The sequence below is a fragment of the Streptomyces sp. DvalAA-14 genome (assembly GCF_900091855.1).
GTDB lineage: Bacteria > Actinomycetota > Actinomycetes > Streptomycetales > Streptomycetaceae > Actinacidiphila.
The window spans coordinates 1-25000 of record NZ_FMCH01000227.1; the positions used below are offsets into that span (position 1 = coordinate 1).

The window sequence follows — 25000 nt, forward strand, 5'->3', positions numbered from 1 at the left end:
GTGCGGGACGTGCTGGGCGCCTCCGCTGCCACCGCCGCCCTCGCCTACGGCGCCTTCTCCACCGCCATGACCGCGGGCCGGCTGGTCACCGACCGGGTCTCTGCCCGCTTCGGCCCGGTCGCGGTGGTCCGGGTCGGCGCTTCGACAGCCGCCGCGGGCATGGCCGCGGTGGTCTTCGCTCCGTGGATACCGCTGGCGCTGGCCGGCTGGACGGTTTTCGGGATCGGCCTGTCGGGTTGCGTGCCGCAGCTGTTCAGCGCCGCCGGGCACATCGACAAGGAGGCGGCGGGCGTCAATGTCTCCCGGGTGGCCGGCGTCGGCTATCTCGGCATGCTGGCCGGCCCGGCCGTCATCGGCGCCCTGACCCGCCTGATGCCGCTGAACGTGGCCTTCCTGCTCCCGCTCGGCTTCTGCGCGATCGCCGCCGCCGCAGCCGGCCTGGTGGGCGCCCCCGCCGCCGCGCACGGAGCGCCGGACGGCGAGACCGGCACCGACATCGCTGACGGCACCGCTGGCGGCGCCAGTACCGACGACACGGCAGCGCCGACCGGCGCGCCGACCCCCGCCTCCTGAGCGGCACACCCGATGTGTCCGCGTCACACGAGCGTCGAGACCTCCGGCGCTCCTCCCACGGTGTGCCGGGCGGACGATGCCTGCGTGCCGCACGGCAACCCATGTCGTCGGCGCGGACGGACATGCCCAGGGCCGGGTCTGCGGAACTTTGGGCAAGGCCCTGGCTGAGGGTCTGCCGTCGCGGCGGGGAGACTGGTGCGGTACGTGACCAAGCCGCAGCCCTGGGGTCAGCGCCCCGGTGGCCGAGTGAAGGGTGCCGATTTCCGCTGGCCCGGCCGAACAGGCGCGCCCGACCGGAGCCGGACCGCGTGTCCGGCGAGCTGAACGAGAAAGAGGTGGGCGACATGGCAGAAGAAGACAGTCCGGCTCAGGCCGAGGATGCACAGGTCGAGGTGGTCAATGACGCGGCGAGACGGTTCTACGAGGTGCGCTACGGGGGCGAGAGCGCAGGACTGCTCGTCTACGAGGAAGTCGCGGGACAGCATGTCCTGACACACACCACGATCCGGCAGGAGTATCGGGGGCGGGGGCTCGCGAAAGTACTGATTCGCCGTGTCCTGGACGACCTGGAGGCGAAGGGCGCGAGGATCAGCATCCGCTGCCCCATCGTCGATCGGTTCATCGAGGACAACCCCCAGTACAAGCGGCTGATCGACAGCGCGGATCGCCACAACGGTGGGCACTGAAGCAGGTGGACGTCCGCTGGGCCCGCCGAAGTCGCGTCGGCGAGCAGGCCGGTCCGAAATGGGGTGCCCTGCGCACCTTCCTTGACAATGATCTTCCACACCGTACGCTGACACCGCTACGGGTCGCGGGATCGGACCACGAATGCGTTGGCTCCACACCCGGCATCCCGACTGGATGGGTTGCGAGCGAAAGGCATTCCTGTGTCGCACCACTTCGACACCGCAACCGCGCGGCGTGATCCACGGCTGAATCTCTGTGACTTCTATCTGTTCCGTGGACGTCCCGGGCACGTCGCCATGATCCTCACCGTGAACCCGAACGCGGGGGTCAAGGCGTCCGACACCTTCCACGAGGAGGGGTTGTACGCCTTCCGATTCGACCTGGACGGAGACGCGCAGGCGGACGTGACATTCAGCGTTCGGTTCGGCGAACCGGTCCACGGCGCGGACGGCGAGCACACGCAAAGCGTTGAGGTCCGGCGGGCGACCGGTGCGGACGCCCGGGCGGGCGGGGGCGGCAGCGTCGTGGCGTCCGGCAGTACAGGCGCGGTCATCACGGCCGAGGAGGGCGTCCGGCTGTTCGCCGGCCTGGCACCGGAGCTGTTCGCCGCCAACCGGGAGGGTCTGCAGAAGTTCAGGAGCGGCCTCCAGGGAGGTGAGTTCGCGCCCGACGCTTTCCACGACGGAACGAACTTCTTCGGCAACAGGAACGTCTCGGCCATCGCGCTGGAAGTGCCAGTGCAGATGATCGCGACGGCGGGACACGAGGTCCATGCCTGGGCCACGATCTCGCTCTTCGGGCATGCGCCCGAGACGCAGGTCTCCCGATGGGGACTTCCCCTGATGACGAACATCTTCATCCTCGACGAAGAGGAGAAGGAGCAGTACAACCGGACCGAACCGTCGCAGGACACTGCCCGCTTCTCCCGCATCGTCTCCCAATCCGTGGAGCGGGCCACGACACTTGCCCGGACCGCGGCCGAACCTGCGGTCTACGCCGACGAGGTGACGCAACGCCTGTTCCCGACCACGATGCCCTACGTCCTCGACTCGGACGCGGCATTCGATCGGGAGCACTTCAACGGCCGCGCGCTGACGGACAACGTCATGGACGTCATGCTCTCGCTGATGACGAACGCGACGATTGGCAATGGTGTGCAGGTCGACACATCGAGGACCGTGGACACCTTCCCTTACGTCGGCGCGCCCGTTGGCGATCCGGTCCGGGACTGACACCCGGAGTCTCTGCGAACTGCCCCGGGCGGAAAGCCTCCTGCGAGGAGTTCGCGCCAACCCCGCTGTGTGGCACACGTTGACGAGCGTGTTCAGGGCGGCTCCGGCTGTGCCGAGCCCGGCGAGCCCAGGTGCCCGACGATGGCGCTGTCGGTCGGCACGAACAGCGGCTCGGCCGGCAGCGCGCCGAGCGCGGGTGGCGCCAGGGTGAGGACCTGCCGCCCGGCGACACGCGTTGCCTCGTCCGTATGCCGCGTGAGATCGGCTTCCACGTCGCCCCGCTTCAGATCTGGCTGTGCAGCATCCGCAGCAGGCGGTCGAGGACGCGTCCGCCACTGGCCCGAAGCCCGTCGTGCTCGAACTCGTTGGTCGCCCACAGCCGTAGGCCCTTGACGGTCTCAGCGGTCTGCAGCGAGTAGGTGGCATCGACGTACATGTCGTCGAGGTAGACCGCGGCGGCCACCGGGACGTCGTTCGCGGCCAAGCGCTGCGGATCGTAGAGGTCGGGCCAGTCCTCGCGGGCGAACAGCGCCTCGGCGGGCTCGAGCAGCGGCGCGAGACAGGGTTGGTCGAAGTGGCACCGGTAGGTCATCTCGCCGGTGAACAGCATCGGGTCCTCCCCGGCCAACGCCGTGCGCGCGTCGAACGGGGGGTACTCGCCGCGCACCCGCTGAGCCGCCCAGTTCGTCGCGCCGGTGCCGCGCTGGGCGTAGGTGAGTTCATGCATGATCGGGTTCAGCGGCAGTTGGGCGTAGCTGAGGAAAGCCGCGGCGCGGGCGAGGAAGCTGTCGGACAGCTCCGCTCCGGCCCAGGTGTCTTCGAGAAGGTAGTGCAGCACGTCCGCGCCGTCGCTCGTGCCGAGCATCATCCCGAGCGACTGGAAGGCCTCGACGGTGAGCAAGGATCCGTCCGGCATGAGTGCCGGGTGCTCGATCAGGTGCGCGGCGATGCGGCGGACCGGGGCGGCGTCCTGCGGGTACCGGCGGTAGTACGCGGTGTTCTTGCGGTGCACGCGCGGATAGGCGGCGCGGTAGACCTCGTCGGCGGTGACGCGCAAACCGGGAAGACCGCCGGTGATGATTGCCTCGCGCAGGCCCTCGGGCGCGAACGAGAGGTAGGTGACGGTGCACATCCCGCCGAAGCTCTGGCCGAGCACCGACCACGGTTCGTCGGTCAGTTCGCGCCTGATCAGCTCGGCGTCGCGGACAATGGCGTCGGCGCGGAAATGGGTGAGGTAGTCGGCCTGCGCGGCCGGCTCGCCACGGGCCGGGAGCGTTTGACGGGTGATCGGGCTGGAGCGGCCTGTGCCGCGCTGGTCGAGCAGGAGGACGCGGTAGTCGTCGAGTGCGCGGTCCAGCCAGGAGTCCCGGCCGACCGGTCGCGGCGGCCGCATGCCGGGGCCGCCCTGCAAAACGCAGCCAGGGAACGCCCCGCACGCTCGCGTCCGGTGGCCACGACCTCGCGAGCGTAGATCTCGACGTGCTCGCCGTCCGGCCGATCGTGGTCGAGGGGCACGGAGAAGAAATGATCGGTCGGCGTGACGCCGGGCATGGAAGGCTCCTTTGCGGCAGTGGAGTGATCGTGACAAGGGCGCTGCTTGCGCGCACGTTGAGCACCGTCGCGGCGTCAAGCGTGCGTCGGCTGTGTGAGGATGCTGATGGCGTTGGCCGCGATGATCGCCGCGATGCTCAACCAGGCGGCCGCGTCGAGGCTCTGTCCCAGCACGAGCGCACCAACGGCTGCGGCGAGCACCGGGTTGACGCTCATGAACAATCCGAACGCCGCTGCGGGAACGCGGCGCAGCGTGAACAGGTCCGCGAGGAACGGCACAGCGGAGGACAGGATTCCGGCCGCGAAAGCCGCACCGAGCGCGCCGGCGGAAGGCGTGTGGTGTACCGCGACGCCGGCTCCGATGGGCAGGAAGACCAGGGCGGACAGCCCCGCTGCGGCGGCTGTGCCCTGTGCCCCGGGGATGCGCTGCCCGACGGAACGGCTGAGAAGGATGTAGGCGGCCCAGCCGGCAGCGGCGAGCAGACCGAGCCCCATGCCGAGGTAATCGGCGGTGGGGCGCGGGCGCATCAGTGCGACGACTCCCGCAACGGCGAGTACGGCGCAGCCCAGGTCCACGCGTCTGCGTGAGCCGGCCAGCGCGATCGTGAGGGGGCCGAGGAACTCCAGGGTCACCGCCAGGCCGAGACCGATCCGGTTGATCGCGGTGTACAGCGACAGGTTCACCACCCCGAAGACCGCCGCGAGCAGCAGCACCGGCCCCCACTGGCGCCGCGTGAAGGACCGAAGGCGGGGCCGACCGAGGATGAGCAGCACCGCCGCCGCGACGTACTGGCGGACCGCGACGACGCCGACCGGGCCGAGCGCCGCGAAGCCCAGCGACCCGATCGCGGCGCCGAGCTGGGTCGACAGGCCGCTGGCGAGCATCGTGCAGATCCCGGCCATGGGCACGGCGCCCCGCTTCGCGGGCAGGACGGCTCGGTCTGCTGGGCGAGCGGGGGCTCCTTGCATGCACCGATCCTGTGCCGCGCCGGACCGTGCGCAAAATGCATGGAACCCGCCGACTATACGATGCGGTTATGGATGTCGAGCTGCGTCAGTTGCGCTGCCTCATCGCCATCGTGGACGAAGGCACCTTCACCGACGCCGCGATCGCTCTGGGTATCTCACAGGCCGCGGTCTCCCGCAGACTTTCGGCGCTCGAGAAGCGCCTCGGCGTACGGCTGCTGCGACGTACGTCCCGCGAAACCTCGCCGACCGCGATCGGACTACGCGTCGTGGCGCACGCCCGGCGGGCGCTGACCGAGGTCGAAAACCTGGTGCAGGATGCGACATCCGGCCACGTCGAACTGCGCATCGGCCACCCCTGGTCGGCACTCGGCCGACTCACACCCGCCTTTCAACACCGGTGGCGGGAATCGCACCCGGAAACGCAACTGCACCTGCTTCGCATCAACTCCCCGAGCGCCGGCCTGGCCGAGGGCACCGCGGACCTTGCGGTCATGCGCAGGCCGCTGGAGGACCGCCGCTTCGAGGGCGCCATCGTGGGTCTGGAAGCACGCTGGTGCGCGATGGCCGCCTCCGACCCGCTGGCGCGGCGCCGCTCGGTGCAGCTGGCCGATCTCAGCAGCCGCGTCCTGCTCGTGGACCAGCGCACCGGGTCGACCACTGCGGAATTGTGGCCAGCGAACGCGCGCCCGGCGACACAGGAGAGCCGCGACATCGACGACTGGCTCACCGTCATCGCCACCGGTCGCTGCGTGGGGGTTACCGCGCAGTCCGTCGTCGACCAGTATCCAAGGCCCGGCATCGTCTACCTGCCGGTGCGCGATGCCGAACCGATCGCCGTACGACTGGTCTGGTGGCGCGACGACCCCCACCCGGCCACCCGCACCGTACTCGAGCTTCTTACCGAGCTGTACCGCACTTGACGGCGCTGTACCGCACTTGACGGCGCGTCAGGCGGGTGTCAAGCGGTCGGGCGAAGTCGCCGTCCGCGCAGCGCCATCACAGGGGTCTCACCGTAGCGGGCTTCGTGCGCGGCTGCGAAACGGCCCATATGACGAAAACCCCAACGATGAGCCGTCGCGGCGACTGTTGCGGTCGACGGATCGGCAGCGCGCAGCTCTTCGTGTGCTCTCTGGAGTCGCACCGAACGTACAAAAGCCATGGGCGACATCCCGAGGTGCTTCCGGAAACCGCTCTGCAGCGTGCGCACGCCCACACCTGCGTACGCTGCGATGCGCTCCACCGTCAGTGGGGCCTGCGGCTCAGCCTCGATGAGGTCGACAGCCATTCGGATCGCGACGGGACGTGCGGCGGTCACCGGTGCCGCCAGAGCCTCCGAGTGTGCGTGGCTCGACGACAGCAGGAAGCCGTTCAGCAAACTCTCCGCGAGGGGCGCGGCAATCAGAGGCTCAGCAAGCAGGCCGTCCGTTGTCCCCAACTGCTGACCCAGGAGAAGTACGAGATCCGTCCAGGCCCGCCCGAGCCCCCCGGTGGTGTCCATGACCGGATCGAAAGACATCCCGGCCGACACGTCATCCCCAAGAAGGCCGGCGAGCCCCGCGTCCACCGCTCCCGGCGCGAATCCGACACATGAAGAGCGGCTGCCTGCTTCCCAGCGTGCGCCGAATCCGCTGCCCGGACGGTAGACCGGCACGGATGAACGCGAGGCCACCACTTCGACGCCTCGATGCCGCGATTCGAATTTCCCGGACACCGGCAGGTGCACGAAAAGGTCGGACCCGACGTCGTCACATTCGACCGCCCACTCACGAAAGGACGAAACGTCTCCGATGACGACAGATCCTACCTGAATGCGACGATGCTGGGATGTATCGGGGCCGAAACCTGCGCCGATCGCTGCGATGGTCGATGAGCGGAAGAGCATGTCCTCTCCTACGTCGTCCGACAGATTCGACGTCGGGGTGTTGCGACAACCGTACGCCTCTCGACGCGCTCGCGGGCGACGCGGGCCACCTCCGCCCCGCCGTCGGCCTTCCCGCCGCGGTCCTCTGTCCAGCTTTCCCTGGTCTTGATATCCACATAGCGAAAGCAACTGTCCAGAAAAAGCACCCCGGACGCTCCCGGCTTGCACCGGCGGACAGAACTGGTTTAGTGTTCAATTGCCCGGCGCGCGACCGCGGCAACCTTTTTTCCTACCCCGGACGGGAACGCCTCCATGGTTATATCTTCTACCGAGCCCGGCTTCGACGAAAAACTGCCACCGCGCTGGTGAACTCCAGATGGGAAAACACACCTGACGAGCGCCTGAAAACCATTCTTACCAGCCTTGTGACCCATCTCCATGACTTCGTGCGCGACGTGGAGCCGACAACGGAAGAATGGATGCGGGGTATTGAATTCCTGACCGCGACCGGACAGAAGTGCGATGACAAGCGTCAGGAATTTATCCTGCTTTCCGATCTGCTGGGCGTGTCCATGCTCGTCGACGCCATCAACCACCGTCGGCCTGCCGGGGCCACCGAGTCGACGGTGCTGGGTCCGTTCCACCTCGTCGACTCCCCGCCGCGCGATCTGGGCGCCACCATCTCGCTGGACGCGAAGGGCGAACCGTGCGTCGTGGCGGGCACCGTTCGCTCACTGGACGGAACCCCCTTGCCCGGCGCTCTGGTGGATGTCTGGCAGGCCAATGGGGACGGCTTCTACGACGTACAGCAACCCGACCAGCAGCCCGAGCTGAACCTACGAGGACTGTTCACCACCAACGACAACGGGCGTTACTGGCTGAACAGCGTCGTGCCGCGCCACTACCCGGTCCCGACCGATGGTCCTGCCGGCGACCTCCTGGAAGCAACCGGCAGGCACAGCTATCGGCCGGCGCACATCCACTTCATCGTCGGCGCACCGGGGCACCACCCTGTCACCACCCATATGTTTCTCGACGGGAGCCCCTACCTCGACTCGGATGCCGTTTTCGGCGTGAAGCGCGAGCTGATCCGCCCAGTCGTCACCGTCGACGACGAGAGGCGTGCCGCCGAGTTCGGCGTCCAGGCGCCGTTCCGTCTCATCGAGTTCGACATCACCCTCGACCCCGCACTCCAGGGCTGAGAGAACGACATCGCGTCGAGCCCGACCGGGGACCGACTGCGTACCGCCACTACCGGCGGCGCCTGTCGCGCGGTTCCCGGGGCGATCAGGTAAGCAGTAAGGGTGAACGTGGACGCGACCGACCCTTTCGTGCGTGTGCGGGGCGCCAGTGAGAACAACCTGCGGAACATCGATGTTGACGTTCCGCGGGACGCGATGGTCGCCTTCACCGGTGTCTCAGGTTCGGGCAAGTCCTCGCTCGCGTTCGGCACGCTCTACGCGGAGGCCCAGCGGCGCTACTTCGAGTCCGTGGCACCGTATGCCCGAAGGCTGCTGCAGCAGGTCGGCGCGCCGCACGTGCAGGAGATCACCGGACTGCCGCCGGCCGTGGCCCTGCAGCAGCGACGCGGGTCGCCCAGCTCTCGCTCGACGGTCGGCACCATCACCACGCTGTCCAACCTGCTGCGCATGCTGTACTCCCGGGCCGGCACCTATCCGCCCGGGGCCGCACGGCTGGAGGCCGAGTCGTTCTCACCCAACACCGCGGCCGGTGCCTGCCCGGAGTGCCACGGACTGGGCGTCGTGCACGACGTCGCCGAGGAGCTGCTGGTCCCGGACCCCTCGCTGAGCATCCGCGAGGGGGCGATCGCCGCCTGGCCGGGCGCCTGGCAGGGCGCCAACCTGCGCAGCGTCGTGAGCGGCCTGGGGATCGACATCGACCGGCCGTGGCGCAGGCTCCGGAAGAAGGACCGGGACTGGCTGCTGTACACCGACGAGCAGCCCTCGGTGTACATCGAGCCGGAGGAGGACCGCGTCGACTACGGCTACCAGGGCAAGTTCTGGAGCGCCCGCAAGCACGTCATGCACGTCCTCGCCGACTCCAAGAGCGACAAGATGCGCGAACGGGCGCTCCGGTTCGTCAGGAGTGTGCCCTGCCCCGAGTGTCACGGCAGCGGACTGCGGCCCGAGGCGCTCGCCGTGACCTTCGCCGGACGTTCCATCGCCGAGATCAACGCGATGCCGCTCACCGAGGTCGTGGCGCTGCTGCGGCCCGTCGCGGAGCGGTCCCAGGCCGACGCCACCACGTCGACCGCCCGGTCCGGGGAGACGACCGAGGTCGCGGTCCGGATCTGCGGCGACCTGGTCGCGCGGGTCGGCGTACTGCTCGACCTGGGCCTCGGATATCTCAGCCTCGGGCGCCGCTCGACGACCCTGTCACCCGGCGAGGCGCAGCGGCTGCGGATCGCCACCCAGCTGCGCTCGGGGCTGTTCGGCGTCGTCTACGTCCTCGACGAGCCCTCCGCGGGGCTGCACCCGGCGGACGCGGAACCGCTGCTGGACGTGCTGGACCGGCTCAAGGCGGCGGGCAACTCGCTGTTCGTCGTGGAGCACGACATGGATGTCGTACGGCGGGCCGACTGGGTGGTCGACATCGGCCCCGGCGCCGGCGAGGGGGGCGGGCGCGTGCTGTACAGCGGCCCGGTCGCCGGTCTGGAGCGGGTGGGGGAGTCGGCCACCAGCCAGTACCTCTTCGGGCGCGCCCAGCGGCTCGATCACCGCCCGCGCACACCGCACGGCTGGCTGCGCCTGCGCGGCGTCTCCCGCCACAATCTGCATGACATGTCCGTCGACGTACCGCTGTGCGTACTGACGGCGGTGACGGGCGTGTCCGGCTCCGGAAAGTCGACGCTGGTGACGCAGGTGCTCGCCGAGGTCGTCCGCGGCCACCTCGGAGTCGTACCCGAGGAGCCCGACGAGGCGCAGTTGGAGCTCGACGTCCAGGACGCGTCGGGGGTCGAGTCGTTCGACCGGCTGGTGCGGGTCGACCAACGGCCCATCGGCCGAACCCCCCGGTCCAACCTGGCCACGTACACGGGGATGTTCGACGCGGTGCGCAAGCTGTACGCGGGGACGGACGAGGCCAGGGCGCGCGGCTATTCGGCCGGGCGGTTCTCCTTCAACGTGCCCGAAGGGCGGTGCGAGACCTGCCAGGGCGAGGGATTCGTCGCGGTGGAACTGCTGTTCCTGCCCGGCACCTATGCGCCGTGCCCGACCTGCAAGGGCGCCCGGTACAACGCCGAAACCCTGGAAGTCGCCTACCGCGGCAAGAACATCGCGGAAGTGCTGGGGCTGTCCGTGGACGCGGCCGCCGCGTTCCTGTCCGCCGTCCCGGCCGCCTCCCGCAGTCTGGAGACGTTGCGCGAGGTGGGACTGGGGTACCTGCGGCTGGGCCAGCCCGCGACGGAACTCAGCGGTGGTGAGGCGCAACGCATCAAACTGGCCACCGAACTGCAGCGAGCCCGCCGCGGGCACGCGCTCTACCTGCTCGACGAGCCGACGGCGGGACTGCACCCCTCGGACATCGCGCTGCTGCTGCGACAGCTGCACCGGCTCGTCGACGCCGGCAACACGGTCGTCCTCGTCGAGCACGACCTCGACACGATCGCCACCGCCGACTGGGTCATCGACCTCGGCCCGGGCGGCGGCGACGCGGGCGGGCAGGTGGTCGCGGCGGGCCCGCCGGCCAAGGTGGCCAGGGCCCGCCGCAGCGCCACCGCGCCCTATCTCGCGGCCCGGCTCGCGCGCTCCTGATGACAGCGGGAGACGGCGTATCCCGGATGGTGCCGGCCGACTCGGTCAGATCAGCAGGTCGAAGAGCTCGAAGGCCTCGTCCCACTGGTCCGTGGAGGGGCGGCGGGTGTCGCGGGCGATGGTTTTGAGGGCGCGGGCGAGGGCGACGCTGAGGCCGCCGGCCAGGTCGGGCAGGCGCTGCTCGGTGTCCTCAGCGGCGTCCATGCCGAGGGCGGGGCGGGCGGCGAGCTGGTCGAGCAGCGGACGCAGTTCGATGCCCTCCTCCAGCTTCTTGAAGGCATGGATGCTCTCCTGCAGGCCCTTGGTGACCGGGAGGTCCTGCGGCTCGATGATGTCCCGGTCGTTGGCCTTGGCATCGGCCGTGCCGATGAGGAAGAGGTCGTAGAGCTTGGCGTCCACGAAGTCGTTGTAGCGCTTGAGGTCGTTCTTGTTGACGTCGAGGTCGGCGGCTGCGCGGAAGAAGCGCTCGAACTTGGGAACTCCCATGACGGGCATGTCATTTCACCTTTCGCTGCGGTGGATGCGCTGATGTCAGTGGGCTGAGGTCATCGGGTGACGGGTGGTCCCACCTCCCCGAGGTGCTCGTGCGCCAGACGGACGGCCATGGCGCCCTCGCCGACCGCGGAGCCCACCCGCTTGACCGAGCCGCTGCGGACGTCGCCGACAGCGAAGACTCCCGGCAGACCGGTTTCCAGAGCGAGCGGCGCGCGGGCCAGGGGCTCCCAGAGGTCCGGTGTCGGATGGACCACGTCCTGCCCGGTCGGAATGAAGCCGCGCGGGTCCAGGGTGACGGCGTCGGCGAGCCAGGAGGTGGCGGGGTTCGCGCCGATGAAGACGAACAGGGCACGGGCGGCCAGCACCTGCTGCGCGCGGTTGCGGTTGTCCTCGACGACGACGGATTCGACGCTGTCTTCGCCGGTGACTTCCCGGACCTCGGTATGCAGCCGGACATGGATCCGGGGGTGGCGCTCGATCCGGTCGATCAGATAACGGGACATGCTGTGGCCGAGGTCTCCGCCGCGGACCAGCAGATGGACCGCGGGCGACTCCCGCGCCATGAACAGGGCTGCTTGGCCGGCGGAGTTGCCGCCGCCGACGACGGCCACCGGGTCGAGACGGCAGGTCCGCGCCTCCCAGAGGGTGGCGGCGTAGTGGACCCCCAGTCCCTCGAACCGCTCGACGCCGGGGGCGGTCAGCCGCCGGTAGCGGGCGCCGGTGGCCACCACCACGTTGTTGGCGGCGACCGTGCCGCCGTCGGCCAGCCGCACGACGTTGGTCCCCTCGCGCTGTTCAAGGCCGACGGCCTCGGCGGGGACGTCGATCCGGGCGCCGAAACGGTTGGCCTGCACGACGGCGCGTTCGGCGAGTTCCATGCCGGAGATCCCGGCGGGGAAACCGAGGTAGTTCTCGATCCGGGAGGACGTACCGGCCTGGCCGCCGGTCGCCACCGCGTCCAGGACGACGGTGGAGAGCCCCTCGGACGCGCCGTACACCGCGGCGGCCAGGCCGCCGGGTCCCGCGCCGACGACCATCAGGTCGCAGACGGCCCTCGCGACGGTCTCGGTCCGCAGCCCGATCAGCCGGGCGAGTTCGGCGTTGGAGGGATTGCGCAGCACCTGGTGGTCGTGCCAGACGACGACCGGGGTCTCCTCCGCCGCGACACCAAGACGTGTCAGCAGCGCCTCGGCCTCGGTGTCCTTCTCCAGATCGGCCCAGCGGTGCGGGAGGCGGTTGCGGGCGGCGAACTCCAGGAGCCGGCGGGTGTCGGGGGAGAAGGCGGAGCCGATGATACGGAAGCCCGTGCCCGCGCCGGCCAGCATCGTACGGCGCAGCAGGTAGGCCCGCAGGATCACGTCGCCGAGCGCGGGTTCGCCGCTGAGCAGGTCGCGCAGGGCAGCCGAATCCACTGCCAGCACCTCGCCGGGTGAGCTCACCACCGCGCTGAGGAAGGCGGTCTGGCCCTCCATCAGCCCGAGTTCGCCGAGGAAGCTGTGCGGACCGTGCAACTGGAGGACGTGCTCCTGGTCGCCGTGGCCTTCGACCACGGCCACCGTGCCGCTGAGGACGACAAAGAACTCCTCGCTGGGTTCGCCCGCCCGGAAGAGCTGTTCCCCCTCGCGGACCGGCCGTTCCTGTCCGCAGGATCCCAGGATCGCGATCTGGTCGTCGGTCAGCCGCGGATAGGCGCCGTAGACATCGGCTGTGGGCACCGGCATCGGTGCGGTCGGCTCGGTGGCGTACAGCACGTCGATGACGTGTGAGGCCTTGGCTGCGGTCACGGCTCACTCCTTTCGGCGAAAACAGCAGTGGAAGCGGGTGCGGAGGCAACAGCGCCGGAAGAAGCGCCGGGCGGGCCCGCCGGGCTCAGACCATCGCCTCGTGCACGAAGCACCACCGCCAGTCCTCGCCGGGCTCGAACGACCGCACGATCGGGTGTCCGTCGGCCGCCGCGTGAGCGCGGGCGTGCCGCATCGGCGAGGAGTCGCAGCAGCCGACGTGGCCGCAGGTCAGGCACAGGCGCAGGTGCACCCACGGAGTCCCCATGCGCAGGCAGTCCTCGCAGCCCTGCGGTGTTCTGGGCGTCACGGGCCGGACCATGGACAGATGCGGGTCGGGAAGACTGGTCATCACGGCCTCCTGGCGGCGGAATCGGCTGATCCGTGGGGCGCGGACAGGAACTCGTCCACCCACTGGCGCAGCCTGGTCGCGGGCGCGGCGCCGGTCTCGCGGGCGACGAGCCTGCCGTGGTCGAGGATCAGCAGGGTGGGTACGGCCTGGACCTCGAACCGCTGTGCCAGGGCCGGCGACTTGTCGATGTCGACCTTGACGAGTTTGATCCGGCCGGCCAGGTCCTCGGCGACCTGTTCGAGGGCGGGGCTCACCATGCGGCAGGGGCCGCACCAGGTGGCCCAGAGGTCGACGAGCACGGGCAGGTCGGCCTGCTCGGCGACCTCGCCGAAGTCGGCGTCGCCCGCTTCGGCGATCCAGGGCAGCGGGGCCCGGCAGTTCCCGCAGCGCGGGCTGCCCTCCGCCGCGGCCGGTACGCGGTTGGTCCGGCCGCAGTTGACGCAGGCGACCGTCCGCACCGAGGAATCGGTGTTGCCGGTGCTGCCCGTGCTGTCGGTACGCCCGCCGCTAGGGGGGCGGCTTTCTGGAGAAGTACTCATCACGGCTCCTGCGGTTCGTCCTGGAGGGTGACGGTCAGTTCGCCGTCCCCGGCGTCGACCAGGATGGTCACGCCTTCGCGCGCCTCACCGCTGAGCAGCGCGCGGCCGATCCTGGTCTCGACCTCGTGCGAGATGAAGCGGCGCAACGGCCTGGCCCCGTAGACCGGGTCGTAGCCCTCGGCCGCGATCAGCCGGCGGGCCGGCTCGGTGAGGACGAGGGTGATGCGCTGCTCGGCGAGGCGGTCGCGCAGCTCCTCGAGGAGCAGATCGACGATGCGCTCGATCTGCGCGATGCCGAGCGGGTGGAAGAGGACGATGTCGTCGACGCGGTTGAGGAACTCGGGGCGGAAATGACCGTTGAGTTCGGTCATCACCAGCGCCCGCGCCTCGGGCTTGATCTCGCCGGCCTGGGTGGCGTCCTGGAGCAGGTACTGCGACCCGAGGTTGGAGGTCATGATGACCACGGTGTTGCGGAAGTCGACCGTACGTCCCTGGGCGTCGGTGATCCGGCCGTCGTCCAGCACCTGGAGCAGCGTGTTGAAGACGTCGGCGTGCGCCTTCTCGATCTCGTCGAACAGGACGACCGAGTAGGGCTTGCGGCGCACCGCCTCGGTGAGCTGGCCGCCCTCCTCGTAGCCGACGTATCCGGGGGGCGCGCCGACCAGCCGGCTGACGGTGTGCCGTTCCTGGTACTCGCTCATGTCGAGGCGGATCATGTTGCTCTCGCTGTCGAACAGCGCGGCGGCCAGCGTCTTGGCCAGCTCGGTCTTCCCGACGCCGGTGGGGCCGAGGAAGATGAACGAGCCGATCGGCCGGCGCGGGTCGCGCACTCCGGAGCGGGCCCGGATCACGGCGTCGGCGACGAGCTGGACGGCCTCGTCCTGCCCGACCACCCGCTCGCGCAGGATCTCGTCGAGCTTGAGCAGCTTCTGCCGTTCGCCCTCCTGGAGCCGGGTGACGGGGATGCCGGTCCACGCGGAGACGATCTCGGCGATCTCATCGGCGGTGACCACCTCGCGCAGCAGCCGGCTCTCGCCCTGCTTGCTGGCGAGCTGCTCCTCCTCGGCGGCCAGCCGGCGCTCCAGGTCGCTGACGGTTCCGTAGCGCAGCTGTGCGGCCCGGTTGAGGTCGTAGGCGCGTTCGGCCTGGTCGGCCTCCTGCCGGGCGGCTTCCAGTTCCTGGCGCAGTTCCTGGACCTTGCGGATGGCCTGGCGCTCGGCCTCCCACTGGGCGTGCTTGGCGTCCACCTCACCGCGCAGGTCGGCCAGTTCGCGCCGCAGGTCCTCCAGGCGGGCGCGGCTGGCCGGGTCGGTCTCCTGGTCCAGCGCTGCCTCCTCGATCTCCAGCCGGGTGGCCCGGCGGGTGAGTTCGTCGAGTTCGGCGGGCATGGAGTCGATCTCGGTCCGCAGCCGCGCGCAGGCCTCGTCGACCAGGTCGATGGCCTTGTCCGGCAGGAAGCGGTCGCTGATGTAGCGGTGGCTGAGGGTGGCCGCGGCGACCAGGGCGCCGTCCTGGATCTTGACGCCGTGGAAGATCTCCAGCCGCTCGCGGATGCCGCGCAGGATGGAGATGGCGTCCTCGACGGTCGGCTCGTCCACCAGCACGGTCTGGAAGCGGCGCTCCAGGGCGGCGTCGGACTCGATGTGCTTGCGGTACTCGTCCAGCGTGGTGGCGCCGATCATGTGCAGCTCGCCGCGGGCCAGCATCGGTTTGAGCATGTTGCCCGCGTCCATCGCGCCCTCGGCGGCGCCGGCCCCGACGACGGTGTGCAGTTCGTCCACGAACAGCAGGATCCGGCCCTCGGCGCCCTTGACCTCGGCCAGGACGGCCTTGAGGCGCTCCTCGAACTCGCCCCGGTATTTGGCGCCTGCCACCAGCGCGCTCATGTCGAGCGAGAACACCGTCTTGTCCCGCAGCCCTTCGGGCACGTCACCGCGCACGATCCGCTGCGCCAGGCCCTCGACGATGGCGGTCTTGCCGACGCCGGGTTCGCCGATCAGCACGGGGTTGTTCTTGGTCTTCCGGCTGAGGATCTGGATCACCCGGCGGATTTCGGCGTCGCGGCCGATCACCGGGTCGAGGCGGCCGGTGCGGGCCTCGACGACGAGGTCGCGCCCGTACTTGTCCAGGGCCTCGTACGCTTCCTCGGGATTGGCGGAGGTGACCCGCTGGTTCCCGCGCACCGTGGTGAGGGCGGCCAGGAAGGAGTCCTTGCTGACGCCCTGTTCGCCGAGCCGCCGGCCGGCCGCGGTGGTCGAACCCTCGTCCACCAGGGCCAGCACCAGGTGCTCGGTGGAGACGTACTCGTCCTTGAGACGCTTGGCCTCCTGCTCCGCGGTGTCGAGCAGCCGGGACAGCCGCTGGGTGACCATCACCTGGCCGGGGGCGGCGCCCGGACCGGTCGTGCGTGGCCGCTTGGCGAGATCGGCTTCGACGGCGGCGCGCAGGGCGGCCGGGTCGGCGCCGGCGTCGGCCAGCAGCCTGGTGGTCAGGCCGTCCTGCTGATCGAGCAGGGCCAGCAGCACGTGCTCCCCGTCGACCTCGGTCTGGCCCATCCGTACCGCGACGCTCTGCGCTTCCTGCAGGGCTTCCTGCGACTTCTGGGTGAGGCGGTTCATGTCCATGTCGTGGGCTCCTTGGCGGCTCGTTCGCTGCGCCGCAGCGCGGTCTCCAGGCGATCGATACGGTCGAGCAGGTCCAGGACGAGGCCGACGGCCGCGTAGTTGAGGCACAGTCCGGCCCGCAGCCGCTGCACCCGGGCGATGGCCGACGGCGCGCCCGCCCGGAACCACAGCCGGCCCCGGGCGTCACGTTCGGCGTCCACCAGCCCGAGGGCCACGAAGCGGCGTACCAGGTCGGGCGGCAGTCCGCTGTGGTCGGCCACGTCGGCCACGGTGAGCTGGTAGGGGCTGATCCGGTGGACCCGCGTCAGGGGGTAGTCGGGGCCGGCCTGCCGGACGGGGCGGGCGGCGCGCGTGCTTTCGGCGCCCGCGGCCCGTCCGGGGGAGGGATTATGGTGATGTGTCGTCATGTCTGCTTCCTCGGGTCGAAGGAGGAGACGGCGGCCATTTCCTCGAACAGCTCGCGTTCGCGCGCGCTGGGGGAGGGCGGCACCATGACCTTGATCTCGGCGTAGAGGTCGCCGGGGGAACCCTTGGGATGAGGCATCCCCTCGCCGCGCAGCCGCAGCCGGCGACCGGTGGAGGTACCGGGCGGCACCCGCACCTTCGCGGACCCGCCCGGTCCGGTGACCGGCACGGTCGCGCCGAGGGCGGCCTCCCAGGGGGTGACGGGCAGGTCCACGTGGATGTCGCGCCCGTCGAGCCGGTAGCGGGGGTGGGGGCGATGCGGACCACGAGGTACAGGTCGCCCGCGGAACCCGGGCCCCGGCCCCGGCCGCCCTCTCCCGCGAGGCGGATGCGCTGTCCGTCGACCACCCCGGCCGGGATGGTGACGTCGTAGGTGCGCTCCCCGCCGGGGCCGCCCAGGGTGATCTTGCGCCGGCCGCCGCGGTACGCCTCCTCCACGCTGAGCGTGAGTTCGGCCTCCTGGTCCGCGCCGGGGATCGGGCTGCCCCGCCCGGCGCGGCCGGCCCGGCCGCCGAACATGCCTCCGAAGAGGTCCTCGAAGTCCACGCCGGAGCTGTCGAAGTCGGTCTCCGTCCAGGTCCGGGCGCCGGCCCGGTCGGCGCCTCGGCTGCCTCCGAAGGGACTGCCCCGGTACGCGCCGCCTCCGCCGCCGAAGCCCTGGCCGGCCGCGACCCGCTCGTCGTAGTCCTCCGGAATCTGCCGGAAGTCCGGGCCGAAGCGGTCGTAGCGGGCCCGGGTGTCCGGGTCGGACAGCACGCTGTACGCCTCGTTGATCTGCTTGAAGCGCTCCTCGGCTGCCGGATCGCGGTTGATGTCCGGGTGGTGCCGGCGGGCCAGGGTACGGAACGCCTGCTGGATCTCGGCGGCGTCGGCGGTGCGGGGGACACCGAGCACCTGGTAGTAGTCCTCTGCCATCGCGGCCTCATTCCTGCCGGCGGCTGACCGCTACGGCGGCCGGCCGCAGTTGGCGGCCGGGTTCGCCGTAGCCGGGCCGCAGCACCTGGACGACGGTGCCCGGAGCGGTGTCCGGGTCATCCACCACGGACACCACCTCGTGCTGCTCGGGGTGGAAGGGGACGCCGGTCTCCTCGTAGCGCGGGTAGCCGAGGCTGCGCAGCACCTCGACGGCCTGGTCGCGTACCGCCCGGACTCCGCTGACGATGGCGCCGGAGTCGTCGCCGCCCGCGTGGGCGAGGGCCAGGTCGAGGTTGTCGACCACCGGGAGGAACGCCGCGGCCACCTTGGCCCGCTCGGCCTCCCGTTCCCGGGGAAGTTCACGGGCGTAGCGCTTGCGGAGGTTGTCGAGGTCGGCGAGGGCGCGCCGCCACCGGTCCTCCAGTTCCTCCACCTCGGGGCTGCGCGGCGCGGGCGCCGGCTCCTGCTGCTCGGCTTCGGGGGCCGGCGGCGTCGTCTGCGGTGCGGGCGTCTGCCCGGGCTGCGTCTGCTCCGGCTCGGGCGGGGAGCGGTCCTCGGCGGGACGCGGCTGTTCCTGATCCGACATGTCGCATCCTCAGCTCTTGTCGAAATCTGCGTCGATGACGTCGTCGTCCCCCGGGGATCCGCCCTCGGGACCCTGGCCGGGTCCGCCACTGGGTCCGCCGCTGGGGCCACCGCCGGGCTCGCCGCCCGGCTGCCCGGCTCCGGCGGCGTGGGAGGCCAGCGCCGCGTAGATCTGCTGGAGCTCGGAGGTGAGACCGCGCACCCGGTCCAGCGGCGCGTCCTGCTTGTCGGCGGCACGCGCCTCGTCGATGAGCATCTGGGCGCGGGCCCGCTCGTGCTCCGGTGCGGCGTCCTCCAACTCGTGCAGCCGGCGCTCGACCTGGTACGCGGCCGCGTCGAGCTCGTTGCGGGCGTCGACGACCTCGCGCATGGCCTGGTCGGAGCTGCGGTTGGCCTCGGCCTCCTGGATCATCCGCTCGACCTCGGACGGGTCGAGGTTGGAGCCCTCACTGATGGTGATGCCCTGTTCGGCGCCGGTGTCCTTGTCCTTCGCACTGACCTTGAGGATGCCGTTGGCGTCGATGTCGAACGTGACCTCGATCTGGGTCTCGCCGCGGCGGGCCGGCCTGAGGTTCTCCAGCCGGAAACGGCCGAGCACCCGGTTGTCGGCGGCCATCTCGCGTTCGCCCTGGAGCACCACGATGTCCACGGCCGGCTGGTTGTCCTCGGCGGTGGAGAAGGTCTCCGACCTGCGGGCCGGGATGGTGGTGTTCCGCTCGATGATCTTGGTCATCACGCCGCCCGCGGTCTCCACGCCCAGCGACAGCGGGATGACGTCCAGCAGCAGGACGTCCTTGACCTCGCCCTTGAGCACCCCGGCCTGGGTGGCGGCGCCCAGCGCCACGACCTCGTCCGGGTTGACGCTCATGTTCGGGTCCTTGCCGCCGGTCAGCCGCCGTACCAGCGTCTGCACGGCGGGGATACGGGTCGAGCCGCCGACGAGGATGACCTCGTCGATGTCGTTGTCGGTGACCTTGGCGTCGCCCATCGCCTGCTTGACCGGGTCGAGGCAGCGCTCCACCAGATCGGCGGTGATCTGCTCGAAGGTGGAGCGGCGGAGCGTCTCGGTGAGGTGCTTCGGCCCGGAGGCGTCCGCCGTGATGAAGGGCAGGCTCACCTGGGTCTGGGTGACCGAGCTCAGCTCGGTCTTCGCCTTCTCGGCCGCCTCGAACAGCCGCTGCAGCGCCTGCGGGTCCTTGCGCAGGTCGATGCCCTCGGCCTTCTGGAAGCCGTCGGCCAGGTGGTCCACCACCCGGCGGTCGAAGTCGTCGCCGCCCAGGTGGGAGTCGCCCGCGGTGGCGCGGACCTCCACCACGCCGTCGCCGACGTCCAGGATGCTGATGTCGAAGGTGCCGCCGCCGAGGTCGAAGACCATGACGGTCTCGTGGCCCTTCTTGTCCAGCCCGTAGGCCAGGGCCGCGGCGGTCGGCTCGTTGATGATCCGCAGGACTTCCAGGCCGGCGATCTTCCCGGCGTCCTTGGTGGCCTGGCGCTGGGCGTCGTTGAAGTACGCCGGCACGGTGATGACCGCCTCGGTCACCTTCTCGCCGAGCGACTTCCCGGCGTCGTCGGCCAGCTTGCGCAGCACCTGCGCGCTGATCTCCTCCGGCGCGTACTGCTTGCCGTTCACCTCGAAGCGGGCCACCCCGCCTTCTCCCTCGACCACATCGAAGGAAACCGCCTTGGCCTCGTCGGAGACCTCGTCGTAGCGACGGCCGATGAACCGCTTGGCCGAGGTGATGGTCCCTTTGGGGTTGAGGATCGACTGCCGGCGCGCGAGCTGTCCGACCAGCCGGTCACCGCTCTCGGAGAAGGCGACCACCGATGGGGTCGTCCTGTTCCCCTCGGCGTTCGGGACGACGGTCGGCTCACCGCCCTCCCAGACCGCGATGACCGAGTTGGTGGTACCGAGGTCGATACCGACTGCCTTCGCCATGGGAATCTCCTCTGTCGCGACACGGTTCGGACGGCGGGGCCGCCAGGAGATCGGTCCCGGCACACACCACCTCAGTCGAGCCTCTTACGGGACGCGCCCCGGTTCCTCGCTCCGGCAGGACCAATCCCCGGTCCCCGACCGGTCCGCCAGGACGGGGCGGCGGCACGGCTCGCAGGTGAGAGCCGGTGCGGAGCGGCGTAGCGTGGAAGGCGGGAAGCCGCTGCCGAGCCGCGAATGGACCTGCGATGGACGCTGTTCCTGTTCCGACCGCCGGACCCGCTCACCCCGTCCCGCAGCCGGGGGCCGCACGGCACGCTCTGCTACGGCTGGTGACGGTCATGCTCGACGGCGACGACGAGCGCGAGGTGCTGTGGGGAGCCATGGCGGCGATCGCCGCCACCGGCCCGTTCACCGCCGAAGCGGCGTATGCCGTGCACCACGGTCTGGCGCGGCGCTGCCCACCGTGCCGGGTGGCTGCTTCCGCCGTCGCCCGGCCGGGGAGCGCGGCGGCGCGGCAGCCGGGAGCGGGTTCCACCGGCGAATCCCCGGCAGAAGCGGCCGCCGCCGAGGTGGTGGCCGCCGACCGGCTCGACCGGCGGATCGAGGCTCTGCACGGCCGCAGCAGGCACCTGCACGAGCCGGGCGGCCGGTGGGTACGGGCCATCGCCCTGCGGTACCGGGACCACTGCCTCGGCTATCTCGTCGTCCGCTCCCCGACCACCCCCTCACCCGAGGAGACCGCCCTGACCGATCTGCTCGCGCAGCAGACCGGGATCGCCCTCGCGCGCCTCGCGGGGCGCCGGGGAGAGCCGGCCCGCCCCGGGCCGGAAAGCCCGCCGGGGACCGGGGACCTGTCGGAAACCAGGAACATACCGGGGACCGAGGACGGCTCATCCACCGCCGGCCCGGGCGCGATCTCCTCCGCCCTGGCCTCGCGGCTCGCCTCCCACGAAGCGCTCTCCCGCGCCGCCGCCTCCGGCAGGGGCGAGGCGGGAATCCTGCAGGCCCTGCACGACCACACGGGATTCACGGCCCTCACCGAGGACCGCTTCGGCAACCTGCGGGCCTGGGCTGGTCCCGATCGGGACGAAGGCCGGCCAGGACCGGGCGGTGGACCGCCCCCGGGGCCGGAGAACGGGCGCCGGGACACCCTGATGCAGGGCGCGCGGCGCCGTCCCGGCGCCGTCCGGGACCGGGACCGGCTGGTCGTCCCCGTCGAGATGGCCGGTGATCTGCTCGGCGTGGTCGCGCTGGTCGACCCGGACCGGCGGGCGGCGGAAACCGACACCTCGGCGCTCGAACAGGCCGCTCTGGTGCTGGCTCCGCAGCTCTCCCACGAGCGCAGGCTGGCCGAGCTTCAGCCTCAGCTGCGCTGCGACCTGGTCGACCGGCTGATCTCAGGTGAGGCGACCGACGACAGCTTCACCCAGGCGGCAGCCCTGGGCCACGACCTGCACCGTCAGCACAAGGTCGCCGTGCTGGAATGGCCCGACGCAGCCGAGAGCGGCGCACTCGGCGACGCGGTGGCGCGGGCGGCCGGGCGGCTGCGCCGGGATGTACTCGTCGGCTCTCGCGGCGCGACCACGGTCGTCGTGTTGGCCGGTGAGGACCGGCGCGACCCGGGAGACGAACTGCACCGGGCCGTCTCGGACGAACTCGGCACCGGGGCCGGCGCGATCGGGGTCGGCGGCCCCTGCGACACCCTCACCGATCTGCCGCACTCCTACGACGAGGCCGTCCGTGCCCTCGCCGTCCGCCGCCGTTCCCAGGACCCGTACGGCAGCACCGGCTTCGAGGAGCTGGGCCTGTGCCGCATGATGGGCACCGGCGACGGCGAACGGGAAGCCGACCGCTTCGTCCGCGAATGGCTGGGCCGGCTGCTGGACTACGACGCCCGCCACCACACCGAGCTGTTGATGACACTCTCCCGCTATCTGGAGAGCGGCGGCAGCTACGACGCGACCTCGGAGACGCTGCTCATCCACCGCAGCACGGTCCGCTACCGACTCCAGCGCATCCGTGAGATCACCGGGCACGACCTCGGTGACGTCGAGACCCGTCTCAATCTGCACGTCGCCACCCGCATCCGCAACGTGCTCGACGCACCCCGCTGAGGTCCATCGCCCGTCGGCGGGAAAAGTCAACCGTCACTCAGCAACCGCCTGGTCTCCACGGCGACTTGGCGGGCCTCGCCGGTGGGGACCAGGACGACGGGTGTCTCGGCGCCAGGACCGCTGAGCAGCTCGGCCGGGGCCTGGGAGCCGCCCACGGGGACGCGCAGACCACCGGCCGGTCCGAGGGTTCTCAGCCCGGCGCAGACCGCCTCCCGTATCTCGGGCTGGTCCTCGCCGATCTCGCCGGTGAAGACCAGGGCGTCCAGTCGGTCCAGGGAGGCAGCCATCGCGGCGATGCCGCGCCGGCAGTGGTGGGTGAAGACGTCCAGCGCCAGGGCGGCGTTCTCGTCGCCGGCCGCGCGGTCGCGTACGAGGTCACGGGTATCGCCCGAGGTGCCGGACAGCCCCAGCAGTCCCGCATGGTGGTTCAGCGCGTCGTCCAGTTCCCGCGGGGTCAATCCGTGCCGGTTCTGCAGCCAGATCAGCGCGCCGGGGTCGAGGCTGCCGCTCCGGCGGCTCATCACCAGACCCTCCAGCGGGGTGAACCCCATGGTGGTGTCGACGCTGTGCCCGTTGCGCACGGCGCACGCCGAGCAGCCGCCGCCGAGGTGCGCGATGACGATCTGCAGGTCTTCGCGGCGGACGGAGAACAGGTCGGCGGTACGGGCGAGTGCCCAGGTGTAGGACAGCCCGTGGAAGCCGTAGCGCCGGATCCCGTACTCGCGGCGCCACCTCTCGGGCACCGCGTACGCACGGGCGGCGGCCGGGAGGCCGGCGTGGAAGACCGTGTCGAAGCACACGGCATGCGGCACGTCGGGCAGCAGGTCGCGTGCCGCGTCCAGGACGGCGAGGGCCGGCGGCACGTGCAGCGGTGCCAGCTCGGCTGTGCGTCGCAGCCGGTCGCGGACCGGCCCGTCCACCAGCGTGTGCGCCCGGAACTCCGGACCGCCGTGCACGATGCGGTGCCCCACCCCCACCACCGCCGGCGCATCCTTCAGCAGCTCTCGAAGCCGCTCGGCCACGTCGCTGCCGGGCGCGGACGCGCTGTCGCGTGACGCGAGGACCGTTCCGTCGTCCGCGAAGACGGTGAGGTGCAAGCTCGACGAACCCGCGTCAGCGACCAGCACGGGCCCTCGGCTACGGCTGCGATCGGGCATCGTATCCCTCCTGCGGAGGCGGGCCGCCGGCGACCGTTGCGTCAGGTCACCTCGTGTCACGCCATGACAGGACGACTCGGTCTGGTCCCCTGAGCCTCGGATACCCGAGCACGGGCCGCGAAACAGCGATCGCCCGGAAGATCCTTTTGACAGGACGGACAAAAGGATCTTTCGTTGAAGGGTTGCGGGCGAAGCGCTCCTTGGCATCGGAGTCGGGGTCAGTACGTCAGTACGACGGCGGCCTGCGGCGGCGGTGCTCGCTGCTCGCAGCGCGCCGACCCTCACCGATCCACGCGCCCACTCGCCTGGGTGGTCGAATGATCAGGCTCTCTCCCATGACTGCCGGGGAAGCTCCCCCCTTGCTGATATCACCAAGGCGCCTGTACGGGGACAGGCCCGATCCGTGGAGGACTCCATGACGCAGCAGCACGATTCCACCACAGAGCGCCTGCCCAAGCTGCTGGGCTGGGCCAGTCTGGGCCTCGGGAGCGCCGAGGTCGCCGCGCCGCGGGCTGTCAGCCGGCTGACGGGCGTCGACGATTCCGCCGAGGCCCGGACGGTCGTGCCCCTGCTGGGCGCGCGCGAGTTGGGGCACGCCGCTCTGCTGCTGGGCAGCCGCAAACCGGCCCCGTGGGTGTGGACCCGCGTCGCCGGCGACGCGATCGACCTGACCGCGCTGGGCCGGGCGCTGGCTGTCCGCAATGGTGAGCGGAAGCGCAGGACGGCCGTTGCCACGGCCGCGGTGGCCGCGATCACCGCGGCGGATGTGTACGCGGCGGTCCGGGCGCGGCGGCGGAAGAAGGACGACGAGCACACCAGGGACCTGCACGCGAGCATCACGATCGACCGGCCGCGCGCTGAGGTTTACCGCTACTGGCACGACTTCGCCAACCTGCCGCGCTTCATGGCCCACCTGGAATCAGTGCAGACCGACGCCGACGGGCGCTCGCACTGGCGGGCCCGGGGCCCGGCCAAGCGGACGATCGAGTGGGACGCCGAGATCACCGAGGACCGCCCGGACACCGTCATCTCCTGGCAGTCCACCGGCCCGACCCTGGTGGGGAACACCGGGTCGGTGCGGTTCTCGGACGCTCCCGGGGACCGGGGCACCGAGGTACGGGTGGAGCTGGCCTACGACCCGCCGGCGGGCCGGGCCGGCGCCGCCGTCGCCAAGCTGCTCGGCGAGCAGCCCGAGCAGCAGGTCCGCGACGACCTGCGTCGGTTCAAACAGCTCATGGAGGCCGGCGAAGTGGTCCGCTCGGACGCCAGCCCCGAGGGCACGCGTGCCCTGCGCCAGGCCAAGCAGCGTCCGGCCCAGCCGCCCGCCGCCGCCTGACATCGGATCCGGCACCGTCCGATCCGGCAACCATCCGATCAACAGATCCGACAGC

Annotated in this window: 19 protein-coding genes and 3 pseudogenes; 8 read left to right on the forward strand and 14 right to left on the reverse strand. The window is 70.9% G+C overall.

Going from position 1 to position 25000, the window contains the following annotated elements:
• From GA0115240_RS11965 to GA0115240_RS11975, 3 genes are all read left to right on the forward strand, one after another.
• A partial coding sequence (locus GA0115240_RS11965) for an MFS transporter (RefSeq protein ID WP_141708808.1) occupies positions 1-573 on the forward strand: 573 nt, incomplete at its 5' end.
• Between the two features lie 308 nt (positions 574-881).
• Complete coding sequence (locus GA0115240_RS36810) at positions 882-1259, forward strand: GNAT family N-acetyltransferase (RefSeq protein ID WP_161302169.1); 378 nt, start codon at positions 882-884, stop codon at positions 1257-1259.
• 180 nt (positions 1260-1439) lie between these two features.
• The gene (locus GA0115240_RS11975) at positions 1440-2492 is read left to right on the forward strand and encodes a DUF4331 family protein (protein WP_176725047.1); all 1053 of its coding nucleotides are present in this window, start codon (positions 1440-1442) and stop codon (positions 2490-2492) included.
• Between the two features lie 119 nt (positions 2493-2611).
• On the opposite strand, the pseudogene GA0115240_RS11980 reads toward GA0115240_RS11975, so the two are convergent.
• From GA0115240_RS11980 to GA0115240_RS11990, 3 genes and pseudogenes are all read right to left on the reverse strand, one after another.
• Positions 2612-2764: pseudogene (locus tag GA0115240_RS11980) on the reverse strand (MATE family efflux transporter); the annotation flags it as partial.
• An 11-nt stretch (positions 2765-2775) separates the two neighbouring features.
• Positions 2776-4043: pseudogene (locus GA0115240_RS11985) on the reverse strand (alpha/beta fold hydrolase).
• A gap of 75 nt (positions 4044-4118) precedes the next feature.
• A complete protein-coding gene (locus GA0115240_RS11990; RefSeq protein ID WP_370673325.1) occupies positions 4119-5012 on the reverse strand; it encodes an EamA family transporter in 894 nt (297 codons plus the stop codon).
• 68 nt (positions 5013-5080) lie between these two features.
• On the opposite strand from GA0115240_RS11990, the gene GA0115240_RS11995 reads away from it, so the two are divergent.
• Positions 5081-5932 (forward strand): LysR family transcriptional regulator, encoded by an 852-nt coding sequence (locus GA0115240_RS11995; protein WP_093736663.1) that lies wholly within the window; start codon positions 5081-5083, stop codon positions 5930-5932.
• A 38-nt stretch (positions 5933-5970) separates the two neighbouring features.
• Here GA0115240_RS11995 and GA0115240_RS12000 read toward each other — a convergent pair whose 3' ends face one another.
• Positions 5971-6894 (reverse strand): AraC family transcriptional regulator, encoded by a 924-nt coding sequence (locus GA0115240_RS12000; RefSeq protein WP_093736664.1) that lies wholly within the window; start codon positions 6892-6894, stop codon positions 5971-5973.
• A gap of 341 nt (positions 6895-7235) precedes the next feature.
• Between GA0115240_RS12000 and GA0115240_RS12005 the strand changes: the two genes are divergently transcribed.
• A complete protein-coding gene (locus GA0115240_RS12005; protein ID WP_237554811.1) occupies positions 7236-8075 on the forward strand; it encodes an intradiol ring-cleavage dioxygenase in 840 nt (279 codons plus the stop codon).
• A 102-nt stretch (positions 8076-8177) separates the two neighbouring features.
• Entirely contained in the window at positions 8178-10646 is a 2469-nt protein-coding gene (uvrA, locus tag GA0115240_RS12010) for an excinuclease ABC subunit UvrA (protein WP_093736666.1), read from the forward strand.
• 45 nt (positions 10647-10691) lie between these two features.
• On the opposite strand, the gene GA0115240_RS12015 is transcribed toward uvrA, so the two are convergent.
• The 9 genes and pseudogenes from GA0115240_RS12015 to dnaK all read right to left on the reverse strand — a co-directional run bounded on the left by GA0115240_RS12015 (position 10692) and on the right by dnaK (position 20338).
• A complete protein-coding gene (locus tag GA0115240_RS12015; protein ID WP_176725048.1) occupies positions 10692-11132 on the reverse strand; it encodes a DUF1931 family protein in 441 nt (146 codons plus the stop codon).
• Positions 11133-11191: 59 nt separating this feature from the next.
• Entirely contained in the window at positions 11192-12925 is a 1734-nt protein-coding gene (locus GA0115240_RS12020; RefSeq protein WP_370673326.1) for an FAD-dependent oxidoreductase, read from the reverse strand.
• An 85-nt stretch (positions 12926-13010) separates the two neighbouring features.
• Positions 13011-13274, reverse strand: coding sequence for a UBP-type zinc finger domain-containing protein (locus GA0115240_RS12025; protein WP_093736668.1), 264 nt, complete (start codon positions 13272-13274; stop codon positions 13011-13013).
• Positions 13274-13813: a thioredoxin gene (trxA, locus tag GA0115240_RS12030; protein ID WP_093736669.1), complete on the reverse strand. Its 540-nt coding sequence runs from the start codon at positions 13811-13813 to the stop codon at positions 13274-13276. Before trxA ends, GA0115240_RS12025 begins: the two co-directional genes overlap by 1 nt.
• The gene (gene clpB, locus GA0115240_RS12035) at positions 13813-16437 is read right to left on the reverse strand and encodes an ATP-dependent chaperone ClpB (RefSeq protein WP_093736670.1); all 2625 of its coding nucleotides are present in this window, start codon (positions 16435-16437) and stop codon (positions 13813-13815) included. Before clpB ends, trxA begins: the two co-directional genes overlap by 1 nt.
• The gene (locus GA0115240_RS12040) at positions 16428-16844 is read right to left on the reverse strand and encodes a chaperone modulator CbpM (protein ID WP_093736671.1); all 417 of its coding nucleotides are present in this window, start codon (positions 16842-16844) and stop codon (positions 16428-16430) included. The genes clpB and GA0115240_RS12040 overlap by 10 nt, the downstream gene beginning before the upstream one ends.
• Positions 16841-17817 (reverse strand): annotated as a pseudogene (locus GA0115240_RS12045) (DnaJ C-terminal domain-containing protein). Before GA0115240_RS12045 ends, GA0115240_RS12040 begins: the two are co-directional and overlap by 4 nt.
• A 7-nt stretch (positions 17818-17824) precedes the next feature.
• Entirely contained in the window at positions 17825-18403 is a 579-nt protein-coding gene (locus tag GA0115240_RS12050; RefSeq protein ID WP_093736672.1) for a nucleotide exchange factor GrpE, read from the reverse strand.
• A gap of 9 nt (positions 18404-18412) precedes the next feature.
• Positions 18413-20338: a molecular chaperone DnaK gene (dnaK, locus tag GA0115240_RS12055; RefSeq protein WP_093736673.1), complete on the reverse strand. Its 1926-nt coding sequence runs from the start codon at positions 20336-20338 to the stop codon at positions 18413-18415.
• Positions 20339-20676: 338 nt separating this feature from the next.
• On the opposite strand from dnaK, the gene GA0115240_RS12060 reads away from it, so the two are divergent.
• Positions 20677-22452 (forward strand): PucR family transcriptional regulator, encoded by a 1776-nt coding sequence (locus GA0115240_RS12060; protein ID WP_093736674.1) that lies wholly within the window; start codon positions 20677-20679, stop codon positions 22450-22452.
• A 26-nt stretch (positions 22453-22478) separates the two neighbouring features.
• On the opposite strand, the gene GA0115240_RS12065 is transcribed toward GA0115240_RS12060, so the two are convergent.
• Entirely contained in the window at positions 22479-23579 is a 1101-nt protein-coding gene (locus GA0115240_RS12065; RefSeq protein WP_256069777.1) for an acetate/propionate family kinase, read from the reverse strand.
• Between the two features lie 445 nt (positions 23580-24024).
• Here GA0115240_RS12065 and GA0115240_RS12070 point away from each other — a divergent pair, with 445 nt between their 5' ends.
• Entirely contained in the window at positions 24025-24945 is a 921-nt protein-coding gene (locus GA0115240_RS12070) for an SRPBCC family protein (protein WP_093736676.1), read from the forward strand.
• Positions 24946-25000 lie beyond the last annotated feature (55 nt).